Source organism: Streptomyces sp. NBC_00513 (genome assembly GCF_041431415.1).
Taxonomy (GTDB): Bacteria; Actinomycetota; Actinomycetes; order Streptomycetales; family Streptomycetaceae; genus Streptomyces.
Window position 1 is genome coordinate 6,702,411 of sequence record NZ_CP107845.1, and the last position, 12,062, is coordinate 6,714,472.

General features: G+C 74.2%; 5 protein-coding genes. 1 reads left to right on the forward strand and 4 read right to left on the reverse strand.

Going from position 1 to position 12,062, the window contains the following annotated elements; genetic code table 11:
* Positions 1-16: 16 nt before the first annotated feature.
* The 4 genes from OHA84_RS30435 to asnB are packed head-to-tail and all read right to left on the reverse strand — an operon-like array spanning position 17 to position 10,936.
* Positions 17-6,526 carry a non-ribosomal peptide synthetase gene (locus OHA84_RS30435; protein WP_266968777.1) on the reverse strand — a complete coding sequence of 2,170 codons (6,510 nt, stop codon included), beginning with the start codon at positions 6,524-6,526 and terminating at the stop codon, positions 17-19.
* A complete protein-coding gene (locus OHA84_RS30440; protein WP_266968775.1) occupies positions 6,523-8,301 on the reverse strand; it encodes a non-ribosomal peptide synthetase in 1,779 nt (592 codons plus the stop codon). Before OHA84_RS30440 ends, OHA84_RS30435 begins: the two co-directional genes overlap by 4 nt.
* Complete coding sequence (locus tag OHA84_RS30445) at positions 8,298-9,056, reverse strand: aspartate/glutamate racemase family protein (RefSeq protein WP_266952371.1); 759 nt, start codon at positions 9,054-9,056, stop codon at positions 8,298-8,300. Before OHA84_RS30445 ends, OHA84_RS30440 begins: the two co-directional genes overlap by 4 nt.
* Positions 9,053-10,936 carry an asparagine synthase (glutamine-hydrolyzing) gene (gene asnB / locus OHA84_RS30450; RefSeq protein WP_266952372.1) on the reverse strand — a complete coding sequence of 628 codons (1,884 nt, stop codon included), beginning with the start codon at positions 10,934-10,936 and terminating at the stop codon, positions 9,053-9,055. The genes OHA84_RS30445 and asnB overlap by 4 nt, the downstream gene beginning before the upstream one ends.
* Before the next feature lie 272 nt (positions 10,937-11,208).
* On the opposite strand from asnB, the gene OHA84_RS30455 reads away from it, so the two are divergent.
* Positions 11,209-12,015 (forward strand): thioesterase II family protein, encoded by an 807-nt coding sequence (locus OHA84_RS30455; RefSeq protein ID WP_053678326.1) that lies wholly within the window; start codon positions 11,209-11,211, stop codon positions 12,013-12,015.
* The last annotated feature ends 47 nt before the right edge of the window (positions 12,016-12,062 follow it).

Consider the following 12,062-nt stretch of genomic DNA (forward strand, 5'->3'; position numbering starts at 1 on the left):
CACTCGGGCAGGCGTGTCACCTGCGGCGCGACCGCAGGGCGGCCCGGCGCCGCTCGCCGCGCGAGGCGGCCTCGTCGGAGCCGGCCGCCGCCGCGGCGCCCGCTTCCTCGCCCAGTCCGGCGACGAACCCGGCGACGGTGGGACGGGCGAACACGTCGACCAGACGGATCTCCCGGCCGAGCCGCTCGCCCAGCTCCATCTGGAGGCGGGCGGCGAGCAGCGAATCGCCGCCCGCCTCGAAGAAGTTGGTGTGCCGCCCGAAGGAGTCACCGCCGAGCACCCGCCGCCAGGCGTCGGCGACCACCTGCTCGGCGCCGGCCGACGGCGGCCCGCCGGTACCGACCGCCGTCGCCGCCGGTACGGGGAGCCGGGCGCGGTCGCGCTTGTTGGTGCGGGTACGGGGCAGCGCGTCCAGCAGCACCACGGTCTCCGGGACCACCGCGGCCGGCAGCCGCTCGGCGAGGTGGGCCCGCAGTTCGGCGGCGCTCACCCCCTCCGCCACCACGGCGTACCCGATCAGGCGGGGCGCGCCCGCCCGGTCGTGGAGGGCCGCGGCGGCCTCCCGTACGGCCGGGTGGGACTCCAACAGCGCCTCGATCTCCTCCAGTTCCACCCGGTTGCCGCGGATCTTCACGAGGCTGCCGGTGCGGCCGGTGAAGGCGAGTTCGCCGTTCGGCAGGAAGCGGCCCAGGTCTCCGGTGCGGTACAGGGTCCCGCCGGGCCGCCACGGGTCGGGGACGTACGCCTTGGCGCTCTCCTCGGGCCTGTTGCGGTACGAGCCGGCCAGCAGGTCGCTGCGCAGGTGGATCTCGCCCACGACCCCGACCGGGCAGGGCCGGCCCCGGTGGTCCAGGACCAGCGCTTCCCGGCCCGGGATCGGCACGCCGATCGGCACCGAGTGCGGGAACGCCTCACCGGCCTTCAGCTCCCGGTGCGTGGCCAACACGCACTCGGTCGGCCCGTACAGGTTGTGCAGGGCCGGCCGGTCGGGCCGCTGCGCCCAGGCCGCGGCCAGGGACGGGGGCAGCGCCTCACCCGCGAGCAGCAGGTGCTCCAGGTCCGGCAGTCCCTCGCCGGCACGGTCCAACGCCTCGGTCAGCACGGTGAGGAAACCGGGCACCGTCTGGATCTGCGTGATCCGTTCGGCGCGCAGCCAGCCGGCCAGCGCCACCGGGTCGTGGCGGGTCCCGTCGGGCGGCACGCACAGCGTCGCACCGTGGCACAGGGCCGCGAACACCTCGGTGTAGGCGGCGTCGTAGGTGAACGGCGCCCACTGCGCGACACGGCTCCCGGGCCGCACCGAGAAGCGGGCCCCCTGCCAGTGCGCGAACTGGGCGAGCGTCGCGTGCGGCAGCACGATGCCCTTGGGGCTACCGGTCGAACCGGAGGTGTACACCAGGCACAGCGCGTCCTCACCGGTCGTCGCCGGCGCCGTCGGCCGGGGGGCCGCGGCCTTGTCGGCGGCGGGTGCCCGGGTGTCGCACCACTCCACCGGGACGTCGCCGAACCGCACCGCCTCCCGGTCCCACAGCGCGGGGTACGCCGCCAGGGAGGCTTCGGTGGCCAGCAGCGCGACGGGGTCCGCGTCGGCGAGCACGGCGCGCAGCCGCAGCTCGGGGCCGACCCCGTCGAGGACCGCGAACGCCGCGCCGGTCTTGGCCACGCCGAGGACGGCGGCGCTCTGCGCGGGCCCGGTGGGCAGCAGCACCGACACGAAGGAGCCGGGGCCGGCGCCGCGCGCCAGCAGCCGGACCGCGATGTCGTCGCTCCAACGGTCCAGTTCCGCGTAGGTGACCTCCACTCCGGCGCACCGTACGGCCGGGGCGTCGGGACGCTCGGTCGCCACGGCCCGGAACAGCTCGTGCACCGGCACGCGGTGGGCGGCCCGGTACGCGCCCGGTTCCGCCGCGGGGCGGGGCGAGGGGGTCTCTCCCCGGCCCAGGTCGACGTCGTCCAGGTCGGCGTCGGGGTCGTCGAGCGCCGCGTGCAGGAGGGTCTCCAGCCGGCGGACGAACCGGGCCGCCGACTCCTCGCCGAAGCGGGAGACGGCGTACTCCAGGACCCCGTCGATCCGGTCGGCGTGCTCGTCCAGGGCGAGCGTCAGGTCGTACTTCGCGGTCGCGGTCCGCACCGGTCGCAGCTCACCGGTGACGTCGCCCAGTCGGACCAGGTCGGGCGTCGCGTCCTGCCAGACCAGCGAGACCTGGGCGAGCGCCGGCCGGCCCGGGTCGCCCGCCAGGCCCAGTTCGGCGACGAGCCGGTCGAAGGGGACCAGCGGCCGGTCCAGGTCCGCGGCGAGCAGACGACCGGTGCGGGAGGCGAGTTCGGCGAAGCCCGGCGTACCGGAGAGGTCCACGCGCACCGGCAGGGTGTTGACCAGGTTGCCGACGAGACCCTCCAGTCCGGGCGCCTCGCGGTTGGCGACGGGTACGGCGACGACGACGTCGTCGGACGCCGCGTAACGGCCCAGCAGGGAGCCGAACACGCTGAGCAGCACGGTGAACGGCGTGACCCGCAGCCGGGCGGCCGTCCGGCGCAGCCGCGCGGTGACGTCCGGGGACAGTCGCACCGGCATGGTGCGACCGGCCCCGGGGGCCTCGTCGGCGAGGGCCTGCGGGTCGGTGGGCAGGGCGAGCACCCCGGGGTGGCCGGCGAGCCGTTCGCGCCAGTACGCCAGGTGCCCGGCCCGCACGGCACGACCGGCGGGGGCGTCGGCCGCGGCGGCGTAGTCGATGAACTCGGCGCCCGGTGCCGGGAGTCGCTCGGCGTCGGTGGCGTGCACCGCGTACAGTGCGGCCAGTTCGCGCAAGGCCACGGAGACGGACCAGCCGTCCACAGCGATGTGGTGCGCGGCGCACAGCAGTTCCGTACGCCCCTGTCCCCGTACCAGGATGAGGCGCAACAGTGGTCCCGCCGCCAGGTCGAAGGGACGGGCCGCCTCCGCGGCGGCGACCGTCTCCCACGCGGCCTCGGCGTCCTCGGCTCCTTCGCCGGGGCCGGGGGAGCCGGGCAGATCGACGACGGCGAGCCGTACCGCGTCGGCGGGCAGCGGTACCAGGACGGGGCCCCCGTCCTCCCACCCGACACGGGCCGCCAGGACGCGGTGACGGGTCACCAGGTCGCGCAGCGCGGCCGCCAGGACATCGGCGTCGACATCGGCGTCCAGTCGGACCGCGCCCGCCAGGTTGTAGGCCGCCGAGTCGGGGGCGAGCCGTTGGGCCAGCCACAGCTGCCGCTGCTGATCGGTGAGCGGCACCGGATCGCCGGGTTCGCGCGCGGGCCCGGCGGCGGGACCGGGCACCGGCTCGGCGTCCCGACCGGCGGGCGCACCGGCGGCCGAGCGGGCCAGGGTGGCCGGCGTCGGGTCCGCGTAGAAGGCGGCCAGCGAGGGGGCCTGCCCGAACTCCGCGCGCACCAGCCCGATCAGCCGACCGGCGGCGATCGAGTTGCCGCCCGCCGCGAGGAAGTCGTCGTCGGTTCCGACCGCGTCCGGGTCGAGCCCCAGCACCGCCGCCCAGTGCCGTACGACGGAGCGCTCGACGGAGGTGACCGGGGCGGTGCGCCCGGTGCCGGACCGCAGGGTGCGCGCCGTGCGGGTCAACGCGGGCCGGTCGATCTTGCCGCTGGTGTTCAACGGCAGTTCGGCGACCTCGTCGAACACGGCCGGGACCGCCGCCGCGGGCAGCCGCTCGCGCAGATGCCGGCGCAACGCCTCGGTCGACACCCCGCCGGTCCGCGCCGGGACGACGAACGCGATCAGGCGCGGGCCCGACGCCCCCGCCCGGTCGATGACCACGGCGACCTGCCGTACGTCCTCGTGGGCGCCCAACAGGGCTTCGACCTCGCCGAGTTCGACGCGATGCCCGAGGATCTTGACCTGCTGGTCCACCCGGCCCAGTACGACCAGGCGGCCGTCCGGCAGGTACCGGGCCAGGTCACCGGTGCGGTACACGGTGCCGCCGGTCGCGGTGACCGGGTCCGGCACGAAGACGGTCGAGGTCAGCTCGGGTCGGTTCCAGTAGCCGTCCGTCACGCCCGCGCCGCCGATGACCAGCTCGCCGACGGCCCCGACGGGCACGGGCCGGCCGGCGGTGTCCAGGACGTGGCAGACGGTGCGGGCGACGGGACGTCCCACGGTCACCGGCTCGCCCGGCAGGACGCGCCCGGCGGTGGACCAGATCGTCGTCTCGGTGGGTCCGTACAGGTTCCACACCTCGGCGCAGCGCTCCAGGAGCCGCCCGGCCAGCACCTCGTCGAGGGCCTCGCCGCCGCTGAACGCCCGAAGGCCGCCCCGGCCCGGCCAGCCGCCGTCCAACAGACCCCGCCACAGCGACGGCGTGGCCTGCATCAGCGTGGCCCCGGACTTCTCCAACAACGTCCCCAGGGCCTCCGCGTCGCGGACCGTCTCGCGCGGCGCGACCACCACCCGGGCGCCCGCGACCAGCGGGGCGAACAGTTCCAGGACACTGATGTCGAAGGTGAGCGAGGTGACGGCGACGAGCACGTCGTGCTCCTCGATGCCCGGCTCCCGCACCACGCTGTGCAGGAGGTTCGCCACGCAGCCGTGCGGTACCGCCACACCCTTGGGCGTCCCGGTGGACCCCGAGGTGTACATCAGGTAGGCGAGCGCGTCCGGGGCCGGACCGTCGGGGTACGGCACGTCCCCGGCGGCGGGCGCCGGGGCGTCGAGGAGCTCGCGCGGGTCGAGCCGGGGCGTTCCCTCGCCGGCGGCGTCCGAGAGGCCGGCGCCGAGCGGTTCGTCGGTGACCAACAGCCGGGCGCCGCTGTCCTTCCACACGTACGCCGCCCGCTCGTCGGGCATCGCCGCGTCGAGCGGCACCAGCACGGCGCCGGCCCGCCACAACCCGACGATCAGCGGGATCAGTTCGGCGCCGCGCCGGACCCGCAGGGCGACCCGGTCGCCCGGCCGTACCCCGCACCGGCCGGCGAGCACGGCTGCCACCCGGTCGGCGGCGCCGGCCACGTCGGCCCGGGTGAGGGTCCCGTCGACGGAGCCCACGGCGGGGGCGTCCCCGTCGCGCAGGGCGAGGGCGCGCAGCGCCTCGGGGACGGCGCCCCAGGCCGGCGCCGACGGGTCGCTCGTGTTGAAGTCCCGCACGATCCTGCGGGTCTCCTCCGCAGTCGTGACCGGCAGTTCGGCGATCGGCCGGCCCGGGTCGTCCGCGGCGGCGGCCAGCAGACACGACAGCGCGTCGGCGAACCCGGCGACGGTCTCCGGGGCGAGCAGCGCGGTGCGGTACTCCAGCGAGGCGTCCAGGTCGCCGGACGGCCGGGGCCGCAGGAACAGCGACAGGTCGTACTTGGCGGTGCCGCTGTGCGACGGCGCCGGCGCGGTCTCGACACCCGGCAGCCGCAGGGTCGTGGTGGGGCCGCTGTGGAAGGCGTACATCAGCTGGAACAGGGGCGTACGACCGGCGCCGGCCCCGGGGCCGAGATCCTCGACCACCAGGTCGAAGGGGGTGTCCCGGTGCCGGAGGTCCGCCTTGAGGGCCTGCCGGGTGCGGTGCAGCGCCTCCCGGAAGGTGGGCGTGCCGCTCAGGTCCACCCGGTGCGCCATCACGTTGAGCAGCGGGCCGATCATGCCGCCGAGCGCGGGACGGTTGCGGGTGGCCACGGGCATGCCGACGACGAGGTCGTCCTGTCCCGCGTACCGCTGGACGACGACGCAGTACGCCGTGAGGACGACGGCCGAGACACTGGTCAGCTCGGCGCGGCCGAGCGCCGAGAGTCGTGCGACCAGCTCGGCGGGGAGGGTGAACCCGTGCAGCGCTCCCGCCACCCGCGCCGTGCCCGGCTCCTCGTCGGCGGCGCCGACGCGCCGCCCGTCCGACGGCAGTCGCACCGGCTCCGGATCGCCCCCGAGCCGGTCACGCCAGTGGTCCAGGCCGCGACCCGCGTCCGGGTCCGTGCGCTGCCAGGCCGCGTAGTCGCCGAAGTCCACGGTGGGCCGGGGGAGTTCCTCCGCGGGGGCATCCGGGCCGCCCGTCTCCACCACGTACCGGTCCGCCAGTTCCTCCAGGAAGACCCCGAACGCCCAGGCGTCCACCACGATGTGGTGGGCGGTGAACAACAACAGGTGCTCCCGCTCGCCCAACCGGAAGAGGTGGGTGCGCATCAACGGCGGTCGCCCCGACAGGTCGAACGGAACGGCGGCCGCGCCGGCGACGAGCTCGTCGAGAAGCCGCTCACGGTCGTCCCGGGGGTGCCCGCTCAGATCGACACGCTCCACGGTCGGACGCGTGAGGTCCTCGAACCGCTGTACCGCCGCGCCGTCCTCGTCGGCGACGACGGCGCAGCGCATCACCTCGTGACGGGCGGCGAGTTCGGCCAGGGCGCGCTCCAGCGCGTCGGCGTCCACCGGCCCGGTCAGCCGGAACGCCGCCGTCTCGTTGTGCAGCGCGGTGCCCGGCAGTACCTGCTCGGCCCGCCAGATGGCCCGCTGGGCGTACGAGAGCGGAGCCGTACGGCGATCCGGGCGCGCGGGCAGGGGGGCGGCGGGGCTCATCGGGTGCTCCTTGCCGCGCCGGGGTGTCCGTCGCGGCCGTCGGTGATCACGGCGGCGAGTCCGGAGACGGTGGGCCGCTTCACGAAGGCGCCGACGGGGACGTCCACGGCGAAGCGGGTGCGCAGCCGGTCCAGCAGCCGGGCGATGGCCAGCGAGTCGCCGCCGAGCAGCGTGAAGTCGTCGTCGCGGCCGATCCCGGGCAGGTGCAGCAGCTCGCTCCAGATGGCCGCGATCTCGCTCTCCAGGCCGTCCAGGGGAGCCTGTCCGGAGTCGCCCGCGTAGGCGGCGGAAGGCAGCGGGAGGGCCCGGCGGTCGGTCTTGCCGTTGAGGGTGCGGGGCACCGAGGCGAGCCGTACGTACACCGAGGGCCGGCTCCCGGGGGCCAGACCGGCGGCGGTGTGGGCCCGCAGGTCCTCGTCCGTCACCCCGTCGGCGACGACGTACGCGCAGAGCACGGCCTCGGCGCCCGGCTCCTCCACGGCGGCCGCGCAGGCGTCCCGCACCCCGGGGTGGCGACGGAGCACGTCCTCGACCTCGCCGAGCTCGATCCGCACGCCGTTGACCTTCACCTGCTGGTCCCGCCGGCCGAGCACCTCCAGGACGCCGTCCTCGCGCAGTCTGCCCAGGTCCCCGGTACGGAAGCGGTCGCCCTCGCGGAACCCGCCCGCGGAACCGTCGAGGTATCCGCCGAGCGGGAACGGGGTCCGCAGTTCCACCTCGCCGATCGCGCCCGTGACGGGCTTCCCGGCGAGCAGTACGCGGATCTCCACGCCCGGCATGGGGCGGCCCACCGGCACGGTCTCGGCGACGGCGTCCTCGGCGGTCAGCCGGTGGAACACCTTCGTCATGGTCGTCTCGGACGGCCCGTACAGGTTGACGAGTTCCTTGGTGTCACCGAACAGCCCGCGCCACCAGGCGACGTCCGCGGCGCGCACCGGCTCGCCGGCCAGCAGCACGGCCCGCAGCCCGGGCAGCGAGCCCGCGGTGAGTCCGGCGGACCGCAGGGTGCGGAAGACGGTCGGCACACAGTGCAACACCTCGACGGCGCGCTCCTCCAACCACGCGGCGAGCGCGGCGCCGACCGGTACCCCGCCGGATCCGGCCACCTCGACGGTCCCGCCCACGCACAGCGGGAGCAGCGCGTCGCGCAGGAACGCGTCGAAGCCGGGCGAGGTGAGCAGGGAGACCCGGGTACCGGGGCCGACCCGCAGCTCCTCGGCCTCCCAGTCCAGGAAGTGGGCGACGGCGGTCAGGCTGCCCCGGATGCCCTTGGGGCGGCCGGTGGTGCCCGAGGTGAAGTAGACGTACCCGCCGTCGGGGACGCCGAGGGCGCTCCAGTCGTCGACGCGCCACGCCCGCGCGGACCGCGCCTCGGCGCCTACCGCCTCGGCGTCGATCCGTACGGCCTCGCCCGTGTCGCAGCCTTCGAGCGCGGCGCGCCCCGCGGCGTCGCAGACGACGTGGTCGGGTCCCAGGTCCTCCAGGATCGCCGTCCAGCGGGCGGCGGGCTGGCGCACGTCCACCGGGGCGAACGCCCTGCCGGCGGCGGCGCAGGCCAGGATGGTCGCCATGACGGCCACGGGGTCGGCGCAGGCCACCAGCACCGGGCCGCCGCGCGCAGGTCCCTCGCCGGCCGCGAGGGCGGCCCGCAGACCGGACGCGAACTCGGCGAGTTCCCGACGGCTCCAGACGCGGTCGGGGGTGGTGACGGCCGGGGCCCGGCCGTCACCCTCCACCTGTCCGGCCCAGCGGTCCAGGATCTTCGTGTGGCTCACAGCTCTCCGTTCGTGATCCGTCGCGCCACGACCGACAGCGGGTCGATGGCAGGGAATTCGTCCGCTCGGCCCGACTCCTCGATCGCCCGGGTCACCAGGTGGAGTTCGGTGCACGCGGCGACGTACGCGTTCACGCCGTAGCGCGACAGGGCGGCGCGCAGGAAGTCCACCGTCGCCGCGGGGTCGTCGCCGCGCTTGATCCGGTACACCTCCCGGTGGAGGGCCTCCTGGTCGGCCGGATCCAGCAGCACCAGCCGGTGCGCGGACTCGGCCGCGCGCGGGCCGGAGGTGAGGATGCCCGCCTGGGCGGTGCCGCGGGTGCAGAGCAGCAGGTGCGGCTCGTCCGCGCGGGCCAGTTCCTCGTGGATGATCTCGACCAGCGAGATGCACCGCTTGGCGAGTTCGGGCGGCAGGTGGTCCAGTACGTGATGCGCGGTCACACAGGCGATGACGACGCGTTCGGCGCCGGCGCCGACCAGTGCGCGCACCGCCGTCTCCACGGCTCTCAGCAGCGTTCCCAGTTCGCCCCGGCCGATGGCCTCGGTGCGGTCGACCACGGCAGGGTCCGACCAGAGCAGGATCCGGGGCGTGTCCTGTTCGGCCTGCCCGGCGCAGGACCGGTAGACGGTCCGCAGCAGTTCCGTGGAGGCCAACGGCCCCATGCCGCCGACGACGCCGACGAGCGGATGGGAGGGGAGGCCCGGAGCGGGGGAGGGCGGACAGCCACCCCCGTCGTCGGAGGTGGAGCGGGTCATCCGAGACACGGCAGATCGAACTCCTCGACGAAAAGCGCGAACGTCGCGACGAGCATCAGGTAATCGGTGTCGAGGTGCGCGTGCACCTGACGGCTCTGGTCGCGCTGGCGGCGCACGAGAGCGGCGACCGTGTCCGGGTTGAAGTACCCCTGCTTGCGGACGACCGCCGGTGACAGCAGCTCCTCGAACCAGTCGGCCTCGCCCCCGAGGAGGTGGCTGCTGGTCTGGCCGCGGAAGCCGAACTTGGGGCGCGCCAGGACCTCGTCCGGGACCCGGCCCCGGGCCACCCGGCGCAGGACGGCCTTCTCCCGGCCGTGGGCGACCAGCAGCTCGGGCGGCAGCGCGGTGGCCTGGTCGACCACGGCGCGACCCAGGAACGGGAACCGCAGCTCGACGCTGTTGGCGAGGGACATCCGGTCGCCGTGGTCACCCAGCAGGTGGTCGGCGAGCCGCAGGTGGAAGTCCAGGTAGGACCGCTGGTGCAGCGGGTGACGTCCCCTCAGCATGTCCGGCTCGACGAGGCGTTGCGTGGTGACGGAGAACCCGTCGAAGGCGTCGGCGAGATCGTCGGCGTACAGGTCGCGGCGGAACTCGTGGGCGGGCAGCTGGTCCTGCTCGTACCCGATGTCGAGTCCCCACATCCGGTGCCGGATCTCCCGCTCCAACTCGGCGTCCAGGCCGCTGAGACGGCTTCCGCCGAGGCCCGCGGCGTCGAAACGGTATCCGGGGTAGCCGCCGAAGAGTTCGTCGGCGCCCTCGCCGGTCAGGACGGCGACCGTGCCGTCGTCCCGCACGGCCGCCGAGAGGAGCATGGAGCTGACGTTGTACGACTCGCGGACCGGTGTCTCGCTGTGCCGGACCATGGCGGTGAACCGCCGGGCCAGGTCCGTGTGTCGGATCGGCACCTCGTGGTGATCGGTGCCCAGTCGGCCGGCGACGAGCCGCTGGTGCGGGCTCTCGTCGAAGTCGTGGTCGGGGAAGACGGCGGAGTAGCTGGGCCAACGGTGCCCGGGGCGCGCGGCGGCCGCGAAGGCGCCGATGAGGCTGGAGTCCAGGCCGCCGCTCAGGTACAGGCCGACCGGGACGTCGGCCGCGAGCCGGGTGCCGACCGATTCCTCCAGCAGCGTCTCCAGGTGCCGCGCGGTTTCGTCCAGTCGCCCGTCGAGGGCGTCGGCCGGGACCGGCTCCAGATCGCCCGCCTGCGGGAAGTCCAGGTCCCAGTACCGTTCGACGCGCACGCCGGAGGAGTCGGCGACGAGCCGTTCACCGGGGCGCAGGGCGTGGATCCCCTCGAACATGGTCCGCGGGCTGACCAGGCCCGGCAGGGTCATCACCTGGTCCAGGCCGCGCAGATCCACCTCGGGACGTACGGCGGGATGGCGCAGAATCGCCTTGATTTCCGAGCCGAAGACGAGGAGGCCGTCCACGACCGTGTAGAAGAGCGGCACGATGCCGGCATGGTCGCGCGCCAGCAACAGCCTCCCGGCGACCGCGTCGTGCAGCGCGAAGGCGAACTGCCCGTCGAGGTGGGCGGTCAGGTCGTCCCCGTACTCGCGGTACAGGTGGACCAGGACCTCGGTGTCGCACGCGGAGCGGAAACGGTGCCCGCGGGCGTGCAGCACGGAGCGCAATGCGCGGTGATTGTAGATTTCGCCATTGCAGACGGAAACGATGTTTCCGTCCTCCGAGGAATGTGGCTGATTCCCTCGTTCGAGGTCGTTCAGCGCCAATCTGCGAAAGCCGAGCGCAATTCCTTCACGGACGTGAAATCCGGAGTCATCCGGACCGCGGTGAGTCAGGCACGCGGCCATGTCGCCAACGATTTGCCCGCTGGCTGCTTTCGCCCGATCCAGGCAAAATATACCCGCGATTCCACACACTTCGATAGTCCCCGTTCACACCTGCCCAGTCAACAAAACGGCAGGTCAAGCTGTTTTGCCAGATGAGCTTGGTTCATGAATGAATTTCATGAAACCTTATTCCCCGACCCGCACGCTACCAGGGGGGCACCGTCCCTCCGCAAGACCGCCAGGCATCTTCTTCGCAAATTGTGAGAACGCACTCACTGGCTTGCCAACTCATCCGGCAATAAGCTCGGAAGACGGGCCGTCAAGCCTGTCGACATCACCTCGAACATGAAGGACGGTGCGCCGTGATCGGCCATCTGAACGCCCCCAGGTCCGACCGGAGCCGATGGACGCCGTGGGACTCCGCGCCGGATCCGGACGACACCGCCGGACCGGTCCGTGTCTACTGTCTGCCCCACGCGGGAGGTTCGGCCGGCTCCTACCTGCCCTGGGCGCGTGGTCAACACCAGCCCGGCCTACGGTTCGTTCCGGTGGAGCTGCCCGGCCGAGGCACCCGACTCGCCGAGGAACCGTTGCGCTCCATGGACCAGGTCGTCGACGGACTCCTCGACGTACTCGCCCACCGGCCGGCGGACGAGCGGTTCATGCTCTTCGGCCACAGCATGGGCTCGCAGATCGCCTACGAGACGGCCCGCCGGCTCGCCGCCGAGGAACTGCCCCTGCCGGTCTCCGTGATCGTCTCCGGCGGCAGGCCCCCGGGCGCACCGGCCGTGGCGACGCTCCACGACCTCAACGACGACCGACTGATGAAGGGGATCGTCGAACTCGGCGGCACACCCGCCGAAGTGCTGGAGCATCAGGACCTGGTAGACCTGCTGCTGCCGGTGATCCGCGCCGACCTGACGCTGCTCGCCGACTACACGACACGGGTGCGCCCCACCGTCCTGCCCTGCCCCGTCGTGGCGCTGGGCGGCGCGGACGACAAACTGGCCGGACCGGAGTGGATCAGCGGCTGGCGTTCGACGACGGCCGCCCGCTTCCGCCACCGGATCCTGCCCGGCGACCACTTCTTCCTGCACACGCACCGCGCCGAGGTGATCGCCGAACTGGCCGCCGAGGCCGCCGACCGGGACGCCCCGGGCCACGGCTGACCGTCGTTCACCGCGCGCAGGCGCGGTCGAGTTCCGGCCACCGGCCG

Bases quoted from the DNA above. Each gene is read 5' to 3' on its own strand.
- OHA84_RS30435 (WP_266968777.1), bottom strand. From the start codon at position 6,526: ATGAGCCCCGCCGCCCCCCTGCCCGCGCGCCCGGATCGCCGTACGGCT.
- OHA84_RS30445 (WP_266952371.1), bottom strand. From the start codon at position 9,056: ATGACCCGCTCCACCTCCGACGACGGGGGTGGCTGTCCGCCCTCCCCC.